The sequence below is a fragment of the Brevibacillus sp. FW306-2-1A-C05A genome, from assembly GCF_058781555.1.
The window spans coordinates 53,575-76,888 of the sequence record NZ_JBYSWV010000017.1 but is presented as its reverse complement, the minus strand read 5'-3'; the positions used below and the strand labels follow the sequence as shown (position 1 = coordinate 76,888).

General features: G+C 55.3%; 24 protein-coding genes. 10 read left to right on the top strand and 14 right to left on the bottom strand.

Annotation, left to right across the window (positions count from 1 at the left end):
* Positions 1-147: 147 nt before the first annotated feature.
* The gene (locus tag AC3WJN_RS12675; RefSeq protein WP_051556843.1) at positions 148-852 is read right to left on the bottom strand and encodes a TerC family protein; all 705 of its coding nucleotides are present in this window, start codon (positions 850-852) and stop codon (positions 148-150) included.
* Between the two features lie 99 nt (positions 853-951).
* Here AC3WJN_RS12675 and AC3WJN_RS12670 point away from each other — a divergent pair, with 99 nt between their 5' ends.
* The 6 genes from AC3WJN_RS12670 (at position 952) to AC3WJN_RS12645 (ending at position 5,722) form a co-directional block, all read left to right on the top strand.
* Positions 952-1,473, top strand: coding sequence for a hypothetical protein (locus AC3WJN_RS12670; RefSeq protein ID WP_005828212.1), 522 nt, complete (start codon positions 952-954; stop codon positions 1,471-1,473).
* 170 nt (positions 1,474-1,643) lie between these two features.
* Positions 1,644-3,068, top strand: coding sequence for an aminotransferase-like domain-containing protein (locus AC3WJN_RS12665; RefSeq protein ID WP_492329278.1), 1,425 nt, complete (start codon positions 1,644-1,646; stop codon positions 3,066-3,068).
* Positions 3,069-3,812 carry an AzlC family ABC transporter permease gene (locus AC3WJN_RS12660; protein ID WP_005828208.1) on the top strand — a complete coding sequence of 248 codons (744 nt, stop codon included), beginning with the start codon at positions 3,069-3,071 and terminating at the stop codon, positions 3,810-3,812.
* Positions 3,809-4,120, top strand: coding sequence for an AzlD domain-containing protein (locus tag AC3WJN_RS12655; RefSeq protein ID WP_025845844.1), 312 nt, complete (start codon positions 3,809-3,811; stop codon positions 4,118-4,120). The genes AC3WJN_RS12660 and AC3WJN_RS12655 overlap by 4 nt, the downstream gene beginning before the upstream one ends.
* 89 nt (positions 4,121-4,209) lie before the next feature.
* Complete coding sequence (locus tag AC3WJN_RS12650) at positions 4,210-4,689, top strand: chemotaxis protein CheW (RefSeq protein WP_007784566.1); 480 nt, start codon at positions 4,210-4,212, stop codon at positions 4,687-4,689.
* Positions 4,690-4,843: 154 nt separating this feature from the next.
* Positions 4,844-5,722: a M23 family metallopeptidase gene (locus AC3WJN_RS12645; RefSeq protein ID WP_025845848.1), complete on the top strand. Its 879-nt coding sequence runs from the start codon at positions 4,844-4,846 to the stop codon at positions 5,720-5,722.
* Between the two features lie 102 nt (positions 5,723-5,824).
* On the opposite strand, the gene AC3WJN_RS12640 is transcribed toward AC3WJN_RS12645, so the two are convergent.
* The 7 genes from AC3WJN_RS12640 to AC3WJN_RS12610 all read right to left on the bottom strand — a co-directional run bounded on the left by AC3WJN_RS12640 (position 5,825) and on the right by AC3WJN_RS12610 (position 12,262).
* Positions 5,825-6,493, bottom strand: a complete 669-nt coding sequence (locus tag AC3WJN_RS12640) for a hypothetical protein (protein ID WP_003842325.1) — start codon at positions 6,491-6,493, stop codon at positions 5,825-5,827.
* 48 nt (positions 6,494-6,541) lie between these two features.
* Positions 6,542-7,138, bottom strand: a complete 597-nt coding sequence (gene thpR / locus AC3WJN_RS12635; RefSeq protein WP_005828918.1) for an RNA 2',3'-cyclic phosphodiesterase — start codon at positions 7,136-7,138, stop codon at positions 6,542-6,544.
* Between the two features lie 99 nt (positions 7,139-7,237).
* Positions 7,238-7,720, bottom strand: coding sequence for a hypothetical protein (locus tag AC3WJN_RS12630; protein WP_005828919.1), 483 nt, complete (start codon positions 7,718-7,720; stop codon positions 7,238-7,240).
* Positions 7,721-7,868: 148 nt separating this feature from the next.
* Positions 7,869-8,909: a hypothetical protein gene (locus AC3WJN_RS12625; protein ID WP_026557497.1), complete on the bottom strand. Its 1,041-nt coding sequence runs from the start codon at positions 8,907-8,909 to the stop codon at positions 7,869-7,871.
* Positions 8,902-9,711, bottom strand: a complete 810-nt coding sequence (gene surE / locus AC3WJN_RS12620) for a 5'/3'-nucleotidase SurE (protein ID WP_025845854.1) — start codon at positions 9,709-9,711, stop codon at positions 8,902-8,904. The genes AC3WJN_RS12625 and surE overlap by 8 nt, the downstream gene beginning before the upstream one ends.
* Before the next feature lie 224 nt (positions 9,712-9,935).
* Positions 9,936-10,361 carry a tellurite resistance TerB family protein gene (locus AC3WJN_RS12615; RefSeq protein ID WP_005828922.1) on the bottom strand — a complete coding sequence of 142 codons (426 nt, stop codon included), beginning with the start codon at positions 10,359-10,361 and terminating at the stop codon, positions 9,936-9,938.
* A 104-nt stretch (positions 10,362-10,465) separates the two neighbouring features.
* Complete coding sequence (locus tag AC3WJN_RS12610; RefSeq protein ID WP_492329277.1) at positions 10,466-12,262, bottom strand: SgrR family transcriptional regulator; 1,797 nt, start codon at positions 12,260-12,262, stop codon at positions 10,466-10,468.
* A 142-nt stretch (positions 12,263-12,404) separates the two neighbouring features.
* Here AC3WJN_RS12610 and AC3WJN_RS12605 point away from each other — a divergent pair, with 142 nt between their 5' ends.
* Positions 12,405-13,634, top strand: a complete 1,230-nt coding sequence (locus AC3WJN_RS12605) for an MDR family MFS transporter (RefSeq protein ID WP_492329276.1) — start codon at positions 12,405-12,407, stop codon at positions 13,632-13,634.
* Positions 13,635-13,643: 9 nt separating this feature from the next.
* Here the strand turns inward: AC3WJN_RS12605 and AC3WJN_RS12600 are convergent, their stop codons facing one another.
* The 5 genes from AC3WJN_RS12600 to AC3WJN_RS12580 all read right to left on the bottom strand — a co-directional run bounded on the left by AC3WJN_RS12600 (position 13,644) and on the right by AC3WJN_RS12580 (position 18,994).
* On the bottom strand, positions 13,644-14,441 hold the full coding sequence (locus AC3WJN_RS12600) for an ABC transporter ATP-binding protein (protein WP_005828925.1): 798 nt from the start codon (positions 14,439-14,441) through the stop codon (positions 13,644-13,646).
* Entirely contained in the window at positions 14,434-15,366 is a 933-nt protein-coding gene (locus AC3WJN_RS12595) for an ABC transporter permease (RefSeq protein ID WP_025846867.1), read from the bottom strand. The genes AC3WJN_RS12600 and AC3WJN_RS12595 overlap by 8 nt, the downstream gene beginning before the upstream one ends.
* A 28-nt stretch (positions 15,367-15,394) precedes the next feature.
* Positions 15,395-16,447 (bottom strand): ABC transporter substrate-binding protein, encoded by a 1,053-nt coding sequence (locus AC3WJN_RS12590; protein ID WP_007784578.1) that lies wholly within the window; start codon positions 16,445-16,447, stop codon positions 15,395-15,397.
* A 90-nt stretch (positions 16,448-16,537) separates the two neighbouring features.
* Positions 16,538-17,545, bottom strand: a complete 1,008-nt coding sequence (locus AC3WJN_RS12585) for an ABC transporter substrate-binding protein (RefSeq protein ID WP_005828928.1) — start codon at positions 17,543-17,545, stop codon at positions 16,538-16,540.
* 126 nt (positions 17,546-17,671) lie between these two features.
* Positions 17,672-18,994, bottom strand: a complete 1,323-nt coding sequence (locus tag AC3WJN_RS12580) for a hemolysin family protein (protein WP_007784581.1) — start codon at positions 18,992-18,994, stop codon at positions 17,672-17,674.
* 141 nt (positions 18,995-19,135) lie between these two features.
* On the opposite strand from AC3WJN_RS12580, the gene AC3WJN_RS12575 reads away from it, so the two are divergent.
* The 3 genes from AC3WJN_RS12575 to AC3WJN_RS12565 all read left to right on the top strand — a co-directional run bounded on the left by AC3WJN_RS12575 (position 19,136) and on the right by AC3WJN_RS12565 (position 22,804).
* Complete coding sequence (locus tag AC3WJN_RS12575) at positions 19,136-20,800, top strand: DNA repair helicase XPB (RefSeq protein WP_005828930.1); 1,665 nt, start codon at positions 19,136-19,138, stop codon at positions 20,798-20,800.
* Between the two features lie 53 nt (positions 20,801-20,853).
* On the top strand, positions 20,854-21,423 hold the full coding sequence (locus tag AC3WJN_RS12570; RefSeq protein ID WP_005828931.1) for an RNA polymerase sigma factor: 570 nt from the start codon (positions 20,854-20,856) through the stop codon (positions 21,421-21,423).
* Positions 21,424-21,526: 103 nt separating this feature from the next.
* On the top strand, positions 21,527-22,804 hold the full coding sequence (locus AC3WJN_RS12565) for a hypothetical protein (RefSeq protein ID WP_241764835.1): 1,278 nt from the start codon (positions 21,527-21,529) through the stop codon (positions 22,802-22,804).
* A 218-nt stretch (positions 22,805-23,022) separates the two neighbouring features.
* Here AC3WJN_RS12565 and AC3WJN_RS12560 read toward each other — a convergent pair whose 3' ends face one another.
* Entirely contained in the window at positions 23,023-23,283 is a 261-nt protein-coding gene (locus AC3WJN_RS12560; protein WP_327920326.1) for a DUF2573 family protein, read from the bottom strand.
* Positions 23,284-23,314: the final 31 nt, after the last annotated feature.

The following is a 23,314-nucleotide window of genomic DNA, read 5'->3' as shown; positions in this document are numbered from 1 at the left end:
CTCAGCTATTACTGGACTCTTCTAATTTTTTCAATCATATAAGATAAAAAGAGCGTTTGTCAACGAATGTAAAGTTTATTCTGAAACTTCTTTGTTTACTGGACAGAAACGGGCAAAACGCTTTCCCGCTCCCGCCCAGGCGGCTTGTCATCGCGCCTTTGCATGCGAACGCTGCCAGTACCCGAGCAGCAAAACTGCGCCCACCAACACGACCTTAAACAGCACCACCAGCCATGGCACCGGGGCGATCCATTCGCGGACCGCTTCCTCTGTGAAAATCATGTTGGCTGCAGCGAGGGCAAGCACTCCAGCCCCGACATAGACGAGCCAGGCGAACCGTTCCATGACGCGCAAAATCAACTGGCTGCCAAATACCATCAAGGGCACGCTAATCAGCAGCCCGATGACGATGAGGATGATATTCCCTTGCGCCGCTCCTGCGATGGCGAGAACGTTGTCCAGCCCCATCATGACGTCGGCCACGACGATCGTTTTCACCGCCTGCACGATATCCTCGCTCGCGTCAATGTCCTCCTGCCCGTCCTCCTCCCGCAGCAGCCTGTAACTGATCCACAGCAAAATCAGCCCGCCGATCAGGTACAAGTACGGGATTTTCAGCAAGTACACCGCGAGGATCGTAGCGATGACCCGGACGATTACGGCGAGCATCGTCCCCCAGATGATCGCCTTTTTTTGCTGCGCGACAGGCAGCTTGCGGCAGGCAATGGCGATGACGACGGCATTGTCTCCGCTCAGGACGATATTGATTGTAATAATGAGCAAAAGCGAAGAGTAAAAACCAGGCTCGAACAATGAATTTCCCTCCGTTTCCTTTTGCGTAAAATCTGTCATTTTTACGGTCACAAGCAAAAACAGCCGGTTCTCCCGCCGTGTCCGGGCTTGTTGTCACTGGGCGATTTCAGTATGATGGTAACGAGGAGGGTTGTCGAAATGTCGAAACAATTCGTTATTGAAGCGATCATGTTGGCTATCTACGGGGAGTTGATGGTCCCATCGCAACCGGTAGAATACCTGATACCCGCGTCGACAATCTATGAATTGGACGAATTTATCCAGAGTCCTGAACCAATCATGCCCTACTCCGGCGACGATCAGTACGTGCGTCGGGTCATGAAGGAAATGAGCCAGTTTTTTGCCGATCCATTCAATCGCAAGCGACTGGAGAAAGGACTGATTGCCCCCTGGTCCAAAGTTCCGTTCACCTTTCCGAACGGCGTCACGCTGACGGTCATCAAGGTGGAGGACAACGCCATGTGGGGAGAAATTTTTGATCCCGTCGAGACGCAGCTTCTGCTGACGTCCGTACGCTTTGAAGTCCCGCTGCTCACAGACCAGCCCGATTTTCAGGATCGGATTTTGGAATATATCGTACCTGTTCAATTTTACGATGTGGATGATTTCGATTTCGCCCTGGAGCAAGGCATCTCGCTCAACGACCTGCGCGAGCCGTAAAAGTTGCGAAAGCATGCCCGCAAAAAACAGACGAACAGACTGACGAGCCTGTGCTTGTTGGTCTGTTCGTTTTCTATTATGGCTTTTTATCCGAAGAAAATTGGCTCTTTTATTCTCATTTTTTTATGCGTATAGTGAGACAAAAGAAAGGGAACAAAGGAGCCGTTTTTATGGGGAGAACTCCGATTTACACCCGCGTTTACAACCAGCTCAGGTACCAAATTTTGAGCGGCGAGCTGCCAATTGGCTCCCATTTGCCGCCGGAGCGAAAGCTCGCTGCCAGGCTCGGCGTCAGCCGCAATACCGTCGTCAGGGCGTATGCCGAGCTGGAGGTGGAAGGCTTCATCGCCGGAAAAATGGGCAGCGGCCGCTACGTCGAGGCTCTCCCGCCTGCCCCGGCCTTGAGCAGAATCCACTGGAGCAGCCAGCACAACTACACGCATCTGCACGCCGCGCCGCCTCATATGGCTGAACTGCTGGCGATTACGGATACGTACCCGGACACGATCAACTTCGCGCATGGCGACGGAGGCAAGCATACGCTCGTCACTTCCGGCTTTCCCGCTTATGTCAAAAGCGCCGCCGACCAGATCAACTCCTACTTTTTCACATCGGTCCAGGGCTTTCCCCTGCTGCGCGAGCAACTCGTCCGCTGGATGGGCTTCGAACAAGTTTCTTCGCCCGAGCAAGTTTGCGTGACTAGCGGCTCGCAGGAAGGGCTGTACCTCATCACGTCCATGCTCGCCAGGCCCGGAGACTGCATCGTCACGGAAATGCCAACGTACTTCGGCTCGTTGCAGCTTTTTCAGTCGCTGGGCATCCAGGTGATTCCCGTTCCGCTCGATCAGGAGGGCATGAAGACGGATATTTTAGAAGGCATTCTTGGCCGCTACCGCCCGCGCTTCATCTACACAGTCCCGACGTTTCACAACCCGACTGGCTACACGCTTTCCCTGGTGCGCCGCAAACATCTTCTGTCGCTGTCCGAGCACTACGGCATCCCGGTCGTGGAGGACGACGCCTACCGCCACTTGCATCTGGACACACCGCCGCCGCCAGCCCTCAAGGCACTGGACCAAGCCGGCCACGTCATTTATTTAAACACGCTGTCCAAGCTATTGTTCCCCGGGCTGCGCATCGGCTGGATCGCCGCCAATCAGCATTTTATCCAGCTTGTAAGCAGGCTCAAGGAGCTGTCCATCTCTACCAACACGCTGGGACAGATCGCTCTTGCCAACTACTTGAAAGCCGATGCGCTCACGCCTCATCTCGCTCGTTCACGCAACTTGTATTGGCAGCAGGCCGAAGTGATGGAAGCCTATCTACAGCCGCTGACAGCACTCGGTCTGCAATATGAAAAAGCAGCGGGCGGCTTTTACTTCTGGGTCTCGCTTCCGGAAGGCGTCGAAGCGCGCAAGCTGATGCAAACGTGCAGGCAAAAAGGCGTGTCGTTCACGTGCGGGGACATGTTTTTGCTGCGCCATGCCGAGCAGCCCTACATCCGTCTCTGCTTCACCCACGAGCCGCCGAGCCAGATCGAGCGGGGAATGTCGATCATCAGCGAAATTCTCACGCGTCAAAAGGAGGAAGCGTAAATGAAGCTGTCCAAACATTCAGCCAGCTTGTTTCGGCAGGGAGCCTGGGACGCGCTGCCGCTTGCGGCCAGCTACATTTTGTCGGCCATCATTTTCGGGATGATGGCGCTTGCCGCTGGCTTGACCGTCTGGGAGAGCGTGGCGATGTCGCTGTTCATCTACACGGGAGCGGCCCAGTTCAGCGCGGTCGGGATGATTGCGGAGCATACAGGCATGTGGGCGATCCTTCTCACGACGTTCCTGTTGAACACGCGCCATTTTTTGATGGGACTGTCGGTATCTTCGTACTACCAGGGCTTGCCGCTTGCCCACGTGAACGTCCTGGCCTTTTTTATGACCGATGAACAATATGCCGTCTCACTGAATCGGTTTCGCCATCATCAGAGCGAGGCGGCTTATTTGTACGGGGTCAGCCTGACTTTGCACGCTTGCTGGGTGTTGGGCACGTGGGCAGGCAGCCTCGCCGGAGAGTGGATTCCTGATCCGGGGGCGCTTGGCCTTGGGTTCAGCTATATCGCGATGTTCATCGCCTTGTCCTATTTTCAGCTCACCTCGCTTTCGCGCATCCTCACGTTTCTTTTGTGCGGAGGGCTGGCCGTCGGCGTCGCCTTGCTTTTGCCAAACGGGCTACATCTACTCGTAGCGGGACTGGTCGCCTTTTGCATCGGATTCGCCTTGCCTGCCAAGGAAAAAGCCGCTTCATCGCCACAAGCCGAATCGGCACAGGGGGTCGAGACTGCATGAATCTGTTCTGGCTGTTTGTCCTCATGAGTATCGCCACGTACTTCTCCCGCCGCGCTTTCATGCGCCTGCCCAGCCACTGGATGTCGCCACGGCTGAAAAGCGGGCTGAGCTACATTCCGGTAGGGATTTTCGCAGCGCTCATTTTCCCGGCGCTGTTCGTGCAAAACCAGTCGCTCGTCTTCCAGCCGATATTCTTCGTCGCCGGGATCGCCTGCCTCATCGTCATGCTGCTCAGCAAAAACGCCTTTCTCAGCTTTGGCGTCAGCATGGCGATTGTCGTGATCGCCTCGCTGCAGCTCCTGCCCTAACCTGGCGGAAAAAATGCCGCCGCAGAGGTTTGTCCATGGTACAATGTGGGTAAAGACATAGGAAAGCGGTCCGGGGAGGAATTGTATAAATGGAACTGACAAAACGAAGCAACGGTACAGATTGGGAGGCAGAAGCGGCGACGGCCCAATCGATCTTGTTTAAAATGGGAAGCGAGTATTACGGGCTCTCCATTGCTTTGGTGCGCGAAATCATCAAGCCACTGCCCATCACCCGTTTCCCCAAGTCGCCTGTGTACGTGGAAGGCGTCATCGACCTGCGCGGGCGGATTTTGCCGATCGTGAACCTGCGCAAAATGTTCGGCCTGGAGCCGATTGCCCAGACGGATGACACCCGCTTTGTCGATTTGCAACTGGAAGGGCTGAATATCGGCATCATCGTCGACGCGGTGTCCGAAGTGATGAACATTCCACAGCATCTGATCGAACCGGCGCCACCGATCGTCGCTGGCGTAGAGGGCAAGTATTTGCAAGGAATTGCCCGCCTGGACGATAAGCTGATTATGCTTTTGGATGTCGATGAAATTTTTGGTCAATGGAAAAAAGTGTAGGCGATAGCCTGAGCGAAACCAGTACATGACAACTGTACTGGTTTTTTTGTACGGTCGTCCTGCCGCTTTGGACGGCGGTCTTTGCGAAACCTGGCGGCAGCTTGATGCGTACTACTCGTTGCAATCATTTTCTTTTTAACGGAGCGTGAATCCTGTGCATACTCATCCGCTTTTCCCGCTGGCAAAAGCAATTCCGCTCGCTCTCTGCTGCGGTCAGTATAAAACGCTGTACAGCATGTGCAGCGCGGCCTTTCGGGACGAGGTCAGTCTGGAGGAATTTGTTTCCTTCGCCTCCGACTTTCAGCGCGATGGCACCCCATATGCGGAACAGCCACTCTCCGTCGTGCCGCTTGCGGGGATGAGCCGTTTCGTCTGGACTACAAGCGATGGACAAAAAGGCTTGTCCGCGGCGATCGACTCGCAAGGAACCATCCACGGGCTTCGCCTCGCCCATCTGACGCCCCATCCGGAAACGGATCGCATCGTCAGCCGCCACCTTTACCGCCTGCCTTTTCGGGGCGAATGGTTCACCTTTTGGGGCGGCATGAACGAGCTGGTCAACTACCATTACGCGTATGACAACCAGCGCTACGCCTACGATTTTTTGCTGCTCAAGGACGGCCGTTCCTGCAGCGGCGATCCTTCTGTCAACGAGAGCTACTACGCCTTCGGGCAGCCGATTGTGGCTCCGTGCGCCGGAACCGTGGTCAAGGTAGTCGCTGACGTGCCGGACAATTCGCCCGTCGGGGTGATGAACGAGCAGCAACCTGCCGGAAATTTCGTCGAGATCGACCACGGACAGGGCGAATTTAGCGTGCTGGCCCACCTTCAGCAGCATTCCATCACGGTGAGGCCAGGCGACCGGGTCGCAGCCGGGGATGTGCTCGGGCGGTGCGGGAACTCGGGCAATTCCAGCGAAGCGCATCTGCATTTTCAAGTCTCCAACGCCCTCGACCCGTACACCGCCGTCTCGATTCCGATCCGGTTTCAGTCGCACGCTGCGATCGTCCAAGGGATGTTTGTCCGTGGCTGATTCCCCGATCGCGGACTCCCTTGCTTCCCGATTGGAAAACTTGGCGGCACAATTCTTATCTGTACAAAAAAAGAGCGGGAGCCATCCCGCCCTTTCTGTTTTCTACTCCCTGCCCCCACTTGCCAAATACGCATAATTCACCCAGACCATTTCTTCGATCCCTAAAATCTCTTTGAAAAGATCCACCGAATCGTACAAAAGCGAAGCGCCGGTTTCTTCGTCTACATCTGTCAGCAGTTGCAAATCAAACAGCGAGCGCAACTGCTGCACTTGTTTTGGCCCCGCGATCCGACTGAACGATTGCGGCTTGATTCGCGTAATTCCTTTGCCTACCTCTCGCCGATACAACTCCGAACGCACAACCCGGTCCAGTATGTCTTCATACTTTTGCCGAACGTCCTCGCTGTCTGTAATCCCTTCCTGCAGGTCAATCTCCGGATAAAGTCTGCCGAACTCCGCCTCCGCCATCTCCACATCCAGTGAATAGCTGATCGTCGCCGAAGAGACTTCGAAACCAGCATCGAACAGACGAAACCCCCAGCCATTGTCTTCTGCGTCGTGAAACCAAAGCAGCGGCACGAATTGCTTCGACAGTTGAAGCAAAAACTCAAGCGTCGAGGAAGTTTCAATCCACTCATCCTGCAGGAAAAATGCGTTCCAGTCGCCATTGATGCTTCTGTGGAAGTACGGTTGCGAAGACTTGGACAAGGCAATCAGCACTTTCGGTTCGTATTTGCGTGGATAAAGAATGCCGGTCGTGAACTCACCCATCCGTTTTCCACCGCTTTCTGGAAAGCTTTCCCTGGTCCTTTTCTTAGTCTATTCAGGTACCGCTTGTTTTTTGCTGTGATCTTTATCAAACGTGCTCGTGTGGATCACCGTATGCACAGCTCCCTCCGGCAAAAGCTCCGAACGGTACAGATGGACATGCCGCACCTTCCAGCGAGGCGCGTCGGCTGCCAAGTACCGCTCGTTCCAGTCGAGCAGCGGCAGCCCTTCCGGCGATGCTTGCGGTCCGCGGGCGAGCGTGATGTGCGGACGGTAGCGCTTGCGATCATACGACACCCCCTGATGTAGCTCGAACCGTCTGCCGAGCAGCAGGTGAAGCTGCTTGAGCGGATTCGTTTGCCCGCGCAGGCCGAGCCAGAGGACGCGGGGATGCTGGGCATGGGGAAACGCCCCGAAGCCGCCGATGCGCAGTTGAAACGGTTCGATAATCGCGCTGACGATGTCCATGTCCTCACAGATGGCCGGGACGAGCGCTTCGTCGACTTCGCCGAGAAAATGCAGCGTCAAATGAAGATTGTGCAGCGGCTGCCATCTGTCTGCCTGTACTTCCGATTTCAGCCGCTTTTGTACATCGGCAATATAGCGGACAGCCTCTTCGGGAATGTCCAGGGCCACGAACAAACGCATAGACGGATTCCTGCCTCCTTTTTATCCAAACGCCTGCCTTGCCGCGAACGAAAAATAGCCCCCCTGTGACGGAGAGCCATTTTTTACATCCACGCCGCGTCAGGCAGCCATCATCTTTCCGGTTACGATGCCCAAAACGCTGCGCACATATTCGCCGAGTCGCCCGGAGCCAGGCTGATACGTAAAACGAAGCGTCAATTCGACATGTCCCACATGTCCCGCAGGAGGAATGTTCCAGAAAAGGTCCGCTTCTCCGTACAAAATTTCCTCAATGCGCTGCTTCTTGCCTTCGATGTCCAGATCAGGATCGTGAGACAACGAGAATTTCATCATGATGGAAAACGAATCTTTTTTGATCCCATCCCGCAAGCTTAATTTGCCGTGGATCGCGACGAGTCCCGCTTCTCCCCACAAGTTGTACTCCAGCAAAGCCTGGCATTGCGGTTGAACCTGCAGCTCAAGAGCCGGAAGTCCTCCCTCAATCGTAAGTGCATGACGCTTTGCCAACAGTTCGATCTCCCCTTGAAAACGGTGAGCGCATTCGGAAACAGCCTGGAACAAATCGGGCTCTACAGCGTACATCGTCGTCACCTCTCCCCAACGGATTATCTGCTTTACTACTTCGAAACTCCCCTTGTCGTATCCTTTGTTGAAAAATGACTTATTTACCCATATTTCCTCGAAGGGCAAAAGATTCCTATGAAAATTCTTTTTCACAATGTTGCAACATTCATTCGTACGGGACGGGCATTCCCGGAAACGCTTTCACAAACAGGGCTCGCAGGTGCTCCTGTACACGCTCGTCCAGCTCCAATTGGTAGAGTGCGCCATTTTCATAGCGCAAAAAGGGAAACGCTCCCAAGCGCAAAGGAGAAACTTCTTTAGTCTCCACATACTCGGGCAAAGTCAGCAGGAAACGGGAAAACGGGTTCGCCTCGTCCTCGGACATATGGACGACTTCAAACAGGTCGGACAGGCCGGGCGTCACAATCAGCTCCAGCAGCTCGCCGCGCTCTGCGACCCAGACCGTAAACGACGATTCCCTCACTTCGCTGCGCGCGTGCCTGCGCATCACCCAGACCGCCTGGCGGACCGTACTCATTAACAGATGCTGCGCGCCTTCTGCCCCATGTGCCTCAACCATCCGCCTGTAGCGGAAAACAAAGGCCAGCCCTTCTTCTGCAAGCACAGCGTCGGGCAAGGAAAGCGCCGGGATGCTGAGCGTCTCCTCCTCGCGCACCTGCGCCTCCTGCGGTATGGCTTCGCTTCTCCCCTCGAACAGCGAGCGAATCATTTCCCGGGTGCGCTCAACCTCTGCTGTGGAAAACGAAATGGCCTCGGAGTATATGTGCGTCAGCTCGCCTCCCTCGTAAGCCAAATAGTGCAAAAAGGTGCGCGGCTGCTCCAGCATTTTCAGCGCCATGCCCCGCTGCTCCGCCTGCCGGATGTCAAAAGTGAGCGGAAAGCCGAGCGGCTGCAGCGGATCGGACAAAGTCCAGATCACGCCGAGCAGCTTTCCCTGGTACGTCTTGAATTCGACGGAGACAGCATCGCGCGTCTGCTCGACGAAGGCGTCCACCGATTCAAACACCAGGTACAGCTCGACTTCGCCCTGCCCGTTCAACCGGGCAAAATAGGGCAGCCCGGCCTCGCTCGCAAGCTCGTACAAATCACGGTACGCGCTCTTGTCGAGCACCTCGCCCTGCGTCGCCGCCTCGGGCGATCGCAGGGCAGGGTCCGGGCTGAGCACAGGATAAAAGTCCTCACTCATCCGGTTGCTCCCCCTGTTTTGCCCACGCCTGCATCAGCGGCCAGCCATCCATCTGCGCGAGCAGCGCACGGTCCGTCGCATCAATGTGCACAGGCGTGATGGCGATATAATCATGCTTCACGAGGTCGTAGTCAAACGGCTCGGCAATCGGCATGACTTGCGGATACTCGCGTGTCAAAAAGTACCCTTCCGCTTCCTCGCTGTACTTGTCTTCATAATGATGCAGCGAAAGCGTGGCCGGGACGATGCCTTTCACCTGCGCCAACGGAACGTGCGGGATGTTGACGTTCCAGAAAACTTCCGGGGGCAGCTCGCCTTTTACTGCCCGTTCGCTGAACTCTTTCACCAGCGGCTCAATCATCTGCACGACATCGCCGTAATTTTCCTGGTCATACCAGTTATCGTAGGACAGGGCTACGCCAGGAACGCCCAAAATGACCGCTTCCCGCGCCCCGCTGCACGTGCCGGAGTAATAAATGTCACGCCCCAGATTCGTTCCGACATTGATTCCGGAAAAGACGATATCCGGTTTTTCGTCCGCGGCAAACAGCAAATGGTACGCCGCCTTGACGCAGTCGGCCGGATTGCCGTTCACGGCCCACGCTTTGACGGGAAGACCGTAAAAGTCGCGTTTTTCCGGTGCCAGTGCGGTACGATAGGTTACCCCATGACCGACACCGCTTTTTTCTTCAACGGGAGCCACCACAAAGATTTCCGCTTGGTCCAGTACGAGCAGTGCTTCCACCAATCGCTTGATGCCCAGGGCATCAATGCCGTCGTCATTCGTCACTAAAATTCGCAACACAAGATCTCCTCCTTCATCGTGGCGCCCATCTTCACTTGCACGTGGCTTCCTTTTATTGTACTTTAGAAAGCTTTGCCAAGCCAAGCTTCCAGAAGCTTCCGGTCGAGAGCGCTGCCTCTTTGCCTATTAGAAAACTTGGCTGCGCCAAGCTTTTGGCGCAGCCTTCGTTGCCCTTATATTTATCTGTATGAAAAAAAAGGCCCCAACAACGGGGGCCTTGCCTATTCACCGACAATGTCCTTCCAGCGGTCGCGCCAGGCAATGCCTTCGCGAATCCACTCCTCAACCTGCGCCTGCTTCTCCTCCGAGATGCCAATCAGGCAGGCAATCCGCGCGATTTCCTTCGTCTCCGACGGCGACAGCTTCCGGTCGATCAAAGCCATGTGATACAGCTTGCGCATCATCACGAGCTTCTCGCTTTGGCTCATGTCAACCAGATCCTCCACAATCGTCTCCGGGCGTTTCGGATAGTCGATGTCATCCATTAAAATTTGCCGTTCTTTCAAGGTAAAATGTTCCGAATTGACGATGTCATGAATGCGATCCACTTCTCTTGAACCTATATAACCGTCGGCATGCCCAACGCAAATCATCAAACGAATGGAGGCAAACAAAATATGTTTGTCCTTTTCTGTTCTCGTATACAACGTGCGGTTCCTCCTCCGAGCTTAAGTAACAAACGATAATATCTACATCTAATAATACGATGAAAGAGGAAAGCGGTTTCACACGATTATGTGACAAATTTATGCTACTCTCTCAAAAAAACGGACCGAAAGTCAATCCAGCCGTATGCGTCAAGGCTTACCCCCGACAATCGCGGGTGCGCGATCATCTCGATGCGGTTCGCGTACAGCGGAACAAACAGATGGCGGGCCTTCAGCCTGTCCATGATCGCGCGCACGACAGCCTGCCGCTCCTCTGTCGTTGTAGTTTGCCCCATCTGGCGAATCAGTTGCTCGACCTCCGCTTTTGTCCGCTCGTCCAGGTGGTGCGTAATGCTCAGCGCCTCTGCCCGCAAAAATTCAACGAGCGACAGCTCTGTGCGTTCATCCGCATTGGCGCTGTCCACGACCAGGTCGGCTGCCTGCAGCACGGCAGGTTGGGCCAGCTCTTCAGGCGACGCGTAGCGGATTTCGATGACGATGCCGTATTCCTTCGCCTTTTCCCTGATCCACTCGGCATCCTCCACGTGGTCCGCATCTGGGTAGGTGTACAGGGCAAGCTTCTCCCCGCGGTAGCCGCTGGCTGCAATCAAGCGCGCGGCCTCTTTGGCATCGGGCAGACGTGTATCCTGCTGCATCCGTTCTCCCCATACCTCAGCCTGCTCTCTTCCGCCTTGCAGCGCCGCTCTCAGCGCTGCGCCAGATAGCATGCTGGCGACCAAGGCGCGGAACGCATCGTCTGCGAGCGGCCCTTTTTTGGCTGCATTCAGGCTGACGTATTGAAAGCATTGCTCCTGGCGGACGACGTCTCTCCAGGAGGCATCTGCCAGCTCATAGGCCGGATGCGCTTTGTCCACGACCAGCATGCTCTCCTCGGTCAGCTCCGGCTGGCGCATCCCAGGGACGCACCAAAGTTCAATCCGGTCCAAAAACGGCCGCCCGGCAAAGTACGGCGCAAACGCTTCGAGCACGAGCATGGAGTCGTCATGGCGCACAACCCGAAACGGCCCTGTCCCTGCCGGAAGCCGGGCGAATTGCTCTCCCATCTGCTCGGCATAATCGCACGGAACGATCGCCATCTGCTCTTTGCTCAGCGCTTGCAAAAACAGCTCATCCCGCTGCTTCAGCCTGATCGTCACCACATATTCATCGCGGACGTCCACCGCCGCAATCGAGCGGGCAAGCCAGCGGTGCTTGAACGATTGCTGCATCAGGCGCAGCAGGGAAAAACGCACATCGTCAGCCGTCAGCGTGCGGCCATGATGAAACAGCACCCCTTTTCGCAAATAAAACGTCCAGCGCGTCCCGTCCTCATCCGCCTCCCAGTAAAAGGCGAGATGCGGCTCCACCCGCTTCGTGGCCGGATCGAAACGGACCAGCGTATCGAACAAATGCTTGACCAAATGCGTCTGCGAGCGCAGCAACACGTGGATCGGGTCCAGCCCTGCAAACGGTCGGTCGAAAAAAAGACGCAATGTATCCACTCGGCCACTACTACCCTTTTCCCGGGTAATCCGCGCTCCAAACTGGATATTCATCCAGCGGGAAAAATGTTGGGCAAAAGTCGGCCAAGCCTGCCCGTATTGCTCCAACAGCTCCTGCGAAGCGCGAATCTCGCCGGTTTGGACGAGCTCCTTGGCCACAGACAGCAGCAAGTCTGCCGGGTCGAGGACGAGCGTCAGCACCGAACGGTTCCCTCTCCCTCGTCCCGGCTGCCAGAGCAGCCAGCCGCGTGCCTGCATCTTTTTCAGGGTCAGCGTAGCGTTGCGCAACGTACAACACAAGATCGCCGCGACCTCTGCCAATGTAATGTCCAGCGGCCGACCAAACGCTTCCTTTGGCCTGGCCGCGCATAAACGAATGTACTGTTCAACAAGCTGCACGAGATTCACCACCGATTTCGCCAAAAAACATGAAAAAATGCTTCCCCTAATCCTACGCTTTTTCTCCTGACTGCGCCAGCTTACAATTCTCGAAAGAAACAAAGCCAAACCGAAAAAAAAACCGGAGAAAGGACACACACTTATGAATCTGTTACTCGCTTCCCTTGCCCGTTTTCTTGCTGCGTATCCGCCCTTGCTGTGGGTCCGCCTGTTCGGGGAAACGCTCACGTCCCTGTCCAGCACGATGATCGCTCCGTTTCTGGTCCTGTACTTGAGCGAAAACGTCAGCGGCTCCGTCACCGTGACCATGCTGGTGATTGGCTTGCAGCCCTTTTCCGAGATTGTTCTGACCTTGTTTGCAGGCGGGTTGACGGACCGGATTCGCCGCAAAACGATCATGCTTGCAGCGCTGCTCATCCAAGGCTTCGCCATGCTCGGAATGGCCTTTGCGGATTCTATCGCAGCTTTCGCAGTGCTGTACATCATCAATGGCGCTGGCCGCTCCCTGTTCATCCCGGCAAGCCGCGCCCATCTGGCCGACGCGATTTTGCCCGCGCAGATGGCGAGCGCCTTTGCGCTATTGAATACGTCCAGCAGCATCGGGGCGGCGATCGGCCCGCTCATCGGGGTCATTTTGTACCAGCACGATCCCGCCATGGCGTTTTTGCTCACCGCTATCTCGCTCTTGCTCTACGCGATTGCCGTCTGGTGGAAAATTCCGCAAACCCCGCTGCCTGACCTGCCTGCCCAAGCCGGAGAAAACGCCCGTAGCGGCAAGCGCGAAAGCTGGCAAGCGTATCGCCCGGCACTCGCAATCATGACGCTGTCGCTGCCGATCAGCCTGTTTTACGCGCAAACCGAGACGAATTTGCAGTTGCACCTGAAACATACACTGCCTGACTACTTGCACGCACTTGCGCTGCTCATTGCCGTCAAAGGCGTCCTGCTTATTTTGTTCGAATTTCTGCTGGTCAAATGGACCCAGCATCTGCCTGCCCGCCTGCTGATTACTGGCGCGTACGGCTGCTTCATGCTCGTCTCGCTTGGCTATGCCTACATCGACTACTTGCCGCTTTTGCTCGCCATGCAAGTGCTGCTCGTCATCGGCGAAAGCGTCGGCCTGACACAGCTTTTGGCTTTTGTCACACGCATTTCCCCGCCTTCCATGCGCGGACGGTACTTTGCCATCACCGGAACGCATTGGGACATTTCCCGCACGTGCGGTCCGTATCTCGGCAGCCTTGTTTTGCTGCACAATGGCGGTGCGCTTCTGTTCACCCTTGTCGCCGTTATTTTGGCGATTGGAGCGTGGGCGATGCACCACTATTTGCGCAGCAAAGAAAAAGCCCTCCCGCATGCGCAGGAAGGCTGATAAAAAGCGTCAGGTCAACAGGAAGCGGTCTTCGCTGAAGCTCTCGCCGCCACGGGCTGCTTCGAACGCGCGAAGCAAATCCTGCGGCTTCATCGTCCGCTTCTTCTCATCCGGAATGTCGAGAATGATGCCGCCATCGTGCAGCATCAGCAGGCGGTTCCCCATGTTCAACGCTTGCTCCATATTGTGCGTGACCATGATCGTCGTCAGCTTATGGCGCGCGACGATCTTGTCGGTCAGCTCCACGATGAGCTGCGCCCGCTTCGGGTCTAACGCCGCTGTATGCTCGTCCAGCAGCAAAATTTTCGGTTCCGTAAAAGTAGCCATCAACAGGCTGAGCGCCTGGCGCTGACCGCCGGAGAGAAATCCGACTTTTGTCTTCAAACGGTTCTCCAGCCCCTGGTCAAGCTGCTTGAGTTGCTCGCGGAACAGCTCGCGCTTGTGGTTGTTCACCCCGAAGCCGAGTGTGCGGCGGCGGCCGCGGCCGAGCGCAATCGCCAGGTTTTCTTCAATCGTCATGTTCGGCGCAGTACCCGCCATCGGGTCCTGGAACACCCGCCCGATCAGCTCGGCGCGCTGGTGCTCGCCGAGGCGCGTCACGTCCTTGCCGTCAATCGTGATCGTTCCGCTATCCGGGAACAGCCCGCCGGAGATCATGTTCATCATTGTCGATTTTCCGGCCCCGTTGCTGCCGATCACGGTGATGAACTCTCCGCGCTTGACGTGCAGGTTGACGTTGCGCAGGGCGATTTTTTCGTTCACCGTGCCTGCGTTGAACACTTTGTTGACGTTCGAAATTTTAAGCATGTCCGTTTCCTCCCCTTGCCGTGCGTACCGCTTGCTTTCTCCAGATGCCTTTGGCAACGGTCGGGACGGTCAGTGCCACGATCACGATCAAAGCGGTAATCAGCTTCATGTCCGACGGATTCAGCCCTGCTTGCAAAGCCAGTGCGATCACCAGACGGTACACGATCGAGCCGAGAATGACGGCGAGCGTGACTCTGAAAATGGAGGAGCTGCCAAACAGCACTTCTCCGACAATAACAGAAGCAAGACCAATCACGATCATCCCGATCCCCATGCCGACGTCGGCAAAGCCCTGGTACTGGGCAACCCATGCGCCAGATACCGCTACCAGACCGTTGGACAGCGCCAGACCGATAATGGTCGTCGTATCGGTGTTGACACCGAAGCTGCGAATCATCTTCGGATTGTCGCCCGTCGCGCGCAGGTCGAGGCCAAGATCGGTGTGCAGGAACCAGTCGATTACCAGCTTGAGCAGCAAAATCCCGACGATAAACACGACGGACACGCCTGTCAGCAAAGTGACTCCGTTTACTGTCAAATTCGGAATGCCCAAGTCTTTTACATAGGTGAACAACGTATCTTCACGAAGCAAAGGCAAGTTTGCCTTCCCCATGATCCGCAGGTTGATCGAATAAAGGGCGATCATCGTCAAAATCCCTGCCAGCAGTGCGTTGACCTTCCCTTTTGTATGCAAAACGCCGGTAAATGCCCCTGCCAGGCCTCCGACGACGAACGCCAAGAGGGTAGCCAGGTACGGGTTGGTTCCATCGATGATAAACTTGGCTGCGATCGCGCCGCCCAGGGCAAAGCTGCCATCTACCGTCAAGTCAGGTACGTTCAGAATGCGAAAGGTCAAATACACGCCCAGAGCTAAAATTCCAAATAGCAAGCCCTGCTCGATGGCTCCCATTATTGCCAAATTCATAGAAGAAATCCTCCTGTTGCTGCGTTTATTACTCGATCACTTCGCCTGCGCGGTCGAGCATGGATTGCGGAATGGTCACTCCCATTTTCTCCGCTGCTTTTTTGTTCAAGACGAGTTTCATGTCTGCTTGCATCTCAACCGCCATGTCAGCCGGCTTCGCTTCGCCCTTCAAAATTTTCACGGCCATGTCCGCAGTTTGCTCGCCCAATTTGGTGTAGTCGATGCCGTAAGTGGCAATCGCCCCGCTCTTCACGGAGTTTTCCTCGCCTGCGATCACCGGAATTTTTTGCGCTTCCGCTACGCCCAGTACAGCCGCGATGGACGATACGACCATGTTGTCGGTCGGCACGTAGAACGCATCGACTTTGCCTACCATCGACTCGGCCGCTTGCTTCACTTCTGTCGCGCTCGTGATTGCCGCTTCCTGGATGGTCAGGCCGAGCTTGTCCGCAACCGCTTTGGCTGCGTCTACCTGTACCTTGGAGTTTACTTCACCCGAGCTGTAGATGACGCCTACCGACTTCGCGTCCGCTTTCAGCTCCTTTACCAGCTTGAGCTGCTCTTCGACCGGGTTCATGTCGGAAGTACCTGTCACGTTCGCGCCTGGCTGCTCCATTGATTTTACCAGACCAGCCTCGACCGGGTCAGTAACTGCCGTAAACAAAATCGGAATTTCTTTGCTCGTCTGCGCTGCTGCCTGCGCGGTTGGAGTGGCGATCGCCAGCACGAGGTCTACTTTGTCCGCCTCGAATTTTTGCGCGATGGAAATCGCTGTGTCCATGCTCGCCTGCGCCGATTTCACGTCAATTTTCACTTGCTTGCCGTCTTCGTAGCCGTTTTTCGCAAGCTGCGCCACAAATCCTTCACGCGCTGCATCCAAGGCAGGGTGCTCTACGAATTGGGAAATGCCAATCGTAAACTGCTTGTTCTCAGCAGAAGGCGCCGGCTGATTCGCAACAGGGGTTTCCTGCCCGTTGTTCGCCGGAGTAGCGCTTTGCTGTCCACATGCGGTAACAGACAAAAGCAGCAAAGGAAATAAAATACTCTGAATTTTTCTGATAGTCTTTTTTTGTTTAACCATGCGATAAATACCCCCTTGAAAAATTTTTACTAATTTTAACACGGATAAAACAGTTTTAAAAGAATAAAAAGAGAGCTTGACGCTCTCTTTTTACTTGATGATTTCTTTCGCCTGCTGTTTGAGTGCCTCAGAAATCGTGAGACCAAACTTCCCGGCAGCCGTTTCATTGATGTACAGGTCGGCCTGCTTTGAAATTTCGACTGGAGTGTCGGCGACCGCTTGTCCTTTCAGGACGCGGGCAGCCATCTCTCCTGTTTGTTTGCCAATCAGGTAGTAATCGATTCCGTACGTGGCGACTGCGCCGCGCTTGACGGTGTCGGTGTCAGAAGCGAAGACAGGAATCTTGTTCGCTTCCGCTGCTCCCAGTACGGCCTCAAACGAAGACACGACGGTGTTGTCAATCGGAATGAACATGGCGTCTGCTTTTCCAGCAAGTCCCTGAGCTGCCAGTTGCACCTCGGAGAGCTGGGAAATGCCCGCCTTGACGATTTCTACGCCTTCTTTGCTCGCTGCTTCTTCCAGTTCTTTTACCTGAACCTCCGAATTTACTTCAGAGGTGGTGTAGATGACGCCCAGCTTTTTCAACTGTGGCAGGAAGGTTTTGACCAGCTTCAATTGCTGTTCCATGGATACTTTGTCGCTCGTACCGGTCACGTTTTTGTCCGGTTTTTCCAGACTGCTGACCAGTTGAGCCGAGATCGGGTCTGTTACGGAACTGAACACAACAGGTTTGTCGGCAATCGCCTTGGCTGCAGCCTGAGCGGACGGGGTAGCGATCGCTACGACCAAATCCTTTTTGTCTCCGGCGTACTTTTGCGCAATTGATACCGTGTTGTTCATATCGCCATGGGCGTTCTGGTAGTCAACCTCCAGATTTTTGCCCTCTTCGTAGCCGGATTCCTTCAAGCCATCCAAAATTCCTTGATGAATCGCATCCAGTGCCGGATGCTCTACGAATTGCGTCAGGCCAATTTTCACGGTTTGCTCCTGGCCGGAATTAGCCGTGGTAGCCTCGCTTTGTCCACCTGTTTGATTTCCACATGCTGCCAAAGAAAAGGCCAGCAATGTGGTCAGTACCATACTGACTGCTCGTCTCATCTGTACTTCCTCCTCTAAGCTCTGCTCTCTTAGCCACTGACCACCCTCCGGCGGCCGGGCCTTTTTGCATTTGTGCAACTTGTGTCCCATTATAGCATATTATTGCGTCCTGAAAAGCTTTTTTCATCAATCTTTCGTACCGATTTCTTCCTCGACGTTCGCCAGTTTTTTGACAAAAACTCTGGTAATCCGGTAATGATCGACTTCCCCGACCACGAACTCGTACTTGCCTTCGCGCACCCGGTCGCCCACGCGCGGCGGGTGGTCAATCTGCATGTAAATCCAGCCGGCAAGCGTATCCACCTCGCTTGATTCCAGATCAATGTCCAGGTAGTCGCCCACTTCCTCCAGGAGCATCCGGCCGTCGAGCGACAAAATCCCGTCGTTTTTCTCGACTTCCGGGCGCTCATCGTCAAACTCGTCCTGGATGTCTCCGACGATTTCTTCCATAATATCTTCAAGCGTGACCAGCCCCGCTGTCCCGCCGTACTCGTCAATGATGATCGCCAGTTGTCCCCGCTGTTTTTGCAGCATCGTCAAAAGACGGCTGATCGAGATCGTCTCGGGCACAGTCAGGATCGGGCGCATCAGCGTCTGCAAATCTTTGTGCTCGCCCTCCAACAGACCCGTCAGCAAATCTTTGATGTGCAAGCTCCCCACGACGTGATCCTTGTCACCGTCCACGACCGGATAGCGGGTAAAACGGCCGTTTTGCACCAGCCGGACGTTTTCCTCGAACGGATCGCGCAAGTTCAGCACCACCATGTCTGTGCGCGGAACCATGATTTCTCGGGCCATCGTCTCGGAAAAGTCGAAGATGTTGTCGACAAGCATCAGCTCGGTTTGGTCGATCAGCCCGCTTTTGTGGCTTTCGTTGACGAGAATGCGGATTTCTTCTTCGGTATGCGCTTCCTGATGCGGCTCCATCGAAATGTGAAACAGCGCGAGAAAGCGGCTGGCCGACCAGTTCAAGAGCGCAATGAACGGATACATGATTTTGTGAAACAGTTGAATCGGCCGGGCCACAGCCAGCACGACCATTTCCGTGCGCTGGATCGCCAACGTTTTCGGTGCCAGCTCCCCCAGTACAATGTGCAGAAAGGTAATGACCGAAAACGCGATAATAAAGGAAATGCTGCTCACCAGCGTCTCGTTGAGCTGAAAATAGCGAAAAACGGGATGCAGCAGATGAGCCACCGCAGGCTCGCCCAGCCAGCCAAGCCCGAGAGACGCCAGCGTGATGCCAAGCTGGCACGCAGACAAATAAGCGTCCAAATTTTGGATGACCTGCTCGACGTTTACGGCGCGCTTGTTCCCTTCCGCCACCAGTTGGGCAATCCTCGATTCCCTCACTTTTACGACGGCAAATTCGGTTGCGACAAAGAACCCGTTGAGGAAAACGAGGATCAAGACCAATCCCAAGTTGAACAAGCTTCCCCACGTTCCCATGCTCCTCGCCTTCCTTTCCGACCATGCTTTGGGATATTGTTTCCCATCCAACCGTAAATGTTACCTGTTCGTTTTTCTTTCTTTTCCGGATTGTGATACCATAGTGCTGATTCATATGCCGTTTGTAACGAGGTGAATCTCTTGTCTTATCGTCCAGACTTGCCGATGATCGTGCAAAGCGATCGCACTATTTTATTGGAAACGCAGCATCCGCAGTTTGCCGAAGCCAGACAGGCCATCAGCGGGTTTTGCGAACTGCTGAAAAGCCCGGAGTACATCCATACGTACCGGATGACGCCGCTGTCGCTCTGGAATGCGGCCGCGAGCGGGATGCAGCCGCACGAGGTGACAGGCATCCTCGGCGCGTACAGCAAATACGGCGTGCCGCCAACCATCGTCAAGGAAATCGACGAAACGATGCGCAAATACGGTCTGATCCGGCTCGAACGCCGCGGGGACGACCTCGTTTTACATAGCGACGATCCGCTCGTTCTCACGGAGCTTGCCGCATACAAGTCGATCGCGGCCCTGCTCGAAGACGGCTACGTGCTCAAAAGCTACGCGCGCGGCCTCATCAAGCAGGAGCTGATCCGGTTGGGGCTGCCTGTCCAGGATTTGGCGGGCTATTCGCAAGGCGAGTCGTGCCCGGTCAGCTTGCGGGCGAACAGCGCTGCGGGAAAGCCGTTTGCCTTGCGCCCGTACCAGCAGGAAGCGGTAGACGCCTTTTACCGCGGCGGCTCCGCTCTAGGCGGAAGCGGCGTGCTCGTGCTGCCCTGTGGAGCCGGGAAGACCGTCATTGGCATTGGCGCGATTTCCCAGTTGCAGACTGCTACGCTTATTTTGACGACGAATACGACTTCCGTGCGGCAATGGATCGCCGAGCTGCTGGACAAAACCGATCTTGATCCCGAGCTTGTCGGCGAATACACCGGCGATCACAAGGAAGTAAAGCCGATAACTGTGGCAACTTATCAAATTCTCACATACCGCCCCACCTCTCTGGATGAATTTCCTCATATGAAACTCTTTTCAGAGCGTGACTGGGGGCTTATTATTTACGATGAGGTGCATTTATTGCCTGCACCTGTTTTTCGTGTTACTTCCGGGATTCAGGCGACACGCCGACTGGGCTTGACGGCTACGCTCGTCAGGGAAGACGGCCGGGAAGAAGACGTCTTTACGCTGATCGGGCCGAAAAAGTACGAGGTTCCTTGGAAAGCGATGGAGGATGCGGGCTGGATTGCGGAAGCGCGCTGCCGGGAAATCCGGCTGCCTTTTGAGCCGAAGTGGCGGGAAGCGTATGCGCATGCGACGGCACGGCAAAAGTTCCGGATCGCCGCCGAAAACCCGAAAAAGCTGGACGTTGTCAAAAAGCTGCTGGAGCGCCACGAAGGCGACCGGGTGCTGATTATCGGCCAGTACGTCGACCAACTGGAACAGATGGCGACTGCCCTGCAACTGCCGCTGATTACGGGCAAAGTGCCGGAAAAAGAGCGCGAGACGCTGTATCAACAATTTAAAAAAGGGGAAATCACACGCCTGATCGTCTCCAAGGTGGCCAATTTCGCCGTTGATTTGCCGGACGCCAATGTGGCGATTCAAATCTCGGGCACGTTTGGCTCCCGCCAGGAAGAAGCGCAGCGACTGGGACGAATCTTGCGACCAAAAACCGAAAATAACACCGCTCACTTTTATACACTGGTGACACGCGATACGAGAGAGCAGGAGTTTTCGCTCCACCGTCAGCTTTTTCTCGTCGAGCAAGGCTATCCATACGAAATTATAGAAAACGAGATGCTGGTCTGAAACGTTTCGGAAAAAGCCAGCGTCACATAGAGGGAAGGGAGGCCGGAGATTCAATGCAATCCGACGCCGAAATCATTCAGCGGATTCTTCAGGGCGACATCGAAGGGTATCGCGACCTCATCCAGCGATATCAGCATATGATCTACGTATTCATCTACAAAATGGTGAACAATCGCGCTGATGCGGAGGATCTGACTCAGGAAGTGTTCGTGAAGGCGTATGAGAAGCTGTCCACGTTCCGAGGCGACTCTCAGTTTTCATCCTGGTTACATACGCTTGCTCGCAACAAGAGCATTGACTTTTTACGCAGACGAAAGTTTCACGACTCCGACGAGCAGTTGGCGTATGTGCCGTCCAATACGCGGGACGAGTCTCCGCAAGAATCGCTCATGAACAAGGAGCAGCGCAGGGAAATCGAGGAGGCATTCGCCTTGCTGTCGGATTCCTACCGGGAAGTGATCGTCCTTCGCTGCACGCATGAATATCCGTTCGAAAAAATTGCTACTCTTCTCGGCATCGCCGAGTCTACAGCACGCGTCCGTTACTTGCGCGCTCGCCAAGAACTCGCAAAATTGTTATCACGCAAGGAAGGGGGGCTCGTACATGAACTGCCAGGCATTTAGAAAAGCATGGCTAGATGACACGGATAGCGATATTTTTTCCCATATAGAGACCTGTGAGGATTGTATCGCATGGATCGAAACACAAATGACAACCGAAGAGGAGGTGCAGTTCTTGAAAGAGGTTCCACCGCCTCAAGCGAACCTGGAAGAGAGGATCATGCAGGCCATCTACCAGAACGCCGGACAAGGTGTGCCCCCTCACGCCGCAACCGTCGCTGTGCTTCCACAGCAAGCGGCAGCACCTATGCCCAGCAAGCGTCGGACCAAAGGCTTCCCTTCATTCGCCTGGGTCAGCGCAGCGGCAGTCCTTTTGGCAGTGGGCTTCATCAGCTACCAGCAGCTCCAAGACGGTCAATTTCAGACAGCGTCACAACAGCCCGCAGCAAACCAGGCAGGCGCTGGCACCCAGATCGCGACGCATGCCACCGAAGCGATGCAAATGCAGGACGCTGCTCCGGCATCCTCGCCTGCCTCTGCCCAATCGGCGGCAAATGCCTATGCTAGCAGCGAGCAACCGCTGGCAAAGCAAAACGAGGCAACAGCCAAAGCGTCTCAGCCTGCTTCCCCGGCTACGCCAAACGCCGCTTCGCCATCGGCCAGCCATGAGCTTGCGCTAAATACGCAGGAACCCAAAACAGCAGCACCCCAGACGCAAGCGCCGCAAGCCGAGGGAGAGGCGTCCATAGCTTCCCGCAGCGTTCCGACAGGTTCAGAGGAACAAGGCGCAAACGCCAAGGCAGCCCTGGCAAAAGAGGCAAACGGAGCCGAGAACAACCTGGTCGCCGGGAAAAAAGCCAGAGCCGCCGCAGAAGACCAGCAAGCCTATGGGATTACTGCCATGGGCGAACCGGAAGCCAAACAAGCGAAACAAGCGGAAAGCAGTGACAGCGGCCTTGTAGGGCCGACGCTGGCTATGACAGCCAAGCAGCCGATCACGCTGTCGACCTTCTCGGACACGGATACAGCCGTCCAGGCATCGGATATGCCTGTTCCCGTGCTTGCGCAAAACGCGAACAGCTTTTCCTTGAGTACGATCTCTGTCCAGTACGAATCGGAGACGAGCCAAAAGGTCACGCGCCTCTCAGCGGATTACAAGCGCAACGACGACTGGATTCGCATCGAGGTAGTTCGCAATGCGAAAGGCAAACGCAGCCTGTCGATCCCCGGCACGTTCTCCGCTACCCAGCTCTTTGCCGTAAACGGCGAGCAGGCCATCGCCGTCTCGTTTGACAATCCGGACAAGAAAAGCTCTGTCGCCGAGCACGCCGTTCATTTCAACGCCCAGTCCAATAACCAGTCGCTCTACGTAGTAGTAACCGCCCACGGCATTTCCTTGGACGAATTGATCGAAACTTCCAAGCAGATGACCTGGAAGCCTTAGCCGCAACCGGAAGACGCGTTTCTGGCAGACACGACCTGTCGCATCAGGTGCGTGTCTTTTTTGTTGGCTCGCGCGCGGATTTTGCCCCCATGCGGCATCTAGAAATTCGCCTCGCCTCGCCCCGCCAGCAACGGCTGAATCGTGACGACTTTTTTTCGCAAAAAAATACGCCGTCTTTTGCCCTGCATCGCAAAAAGACGGCGTTTCTTCTTTATAAGCTAGTGAGTCTGGTTTTTCGCCTGGTTCCACTGCTTGATTTGCTCGATAATTTCCCGGATTTGATTGCGCGCAGCCTGGTGCTCCGGCTCGCTACCCCAATGCAGGATGAGCGGCGGCATCGCTTTTGCCATCGTGGTGTACAGGCACCATACTTTTACCATCTCGACGCGCTCCGGCGTCGCTTCACCCGTCAACAGCTCGGTAAACTTGTGCAGCAGTTCATCCAGTTCGGGCACCAGCGCTTCTTTTTTCTCACTCATGGATCATCCCCCGCTTTCCTTTCCTTTTTCA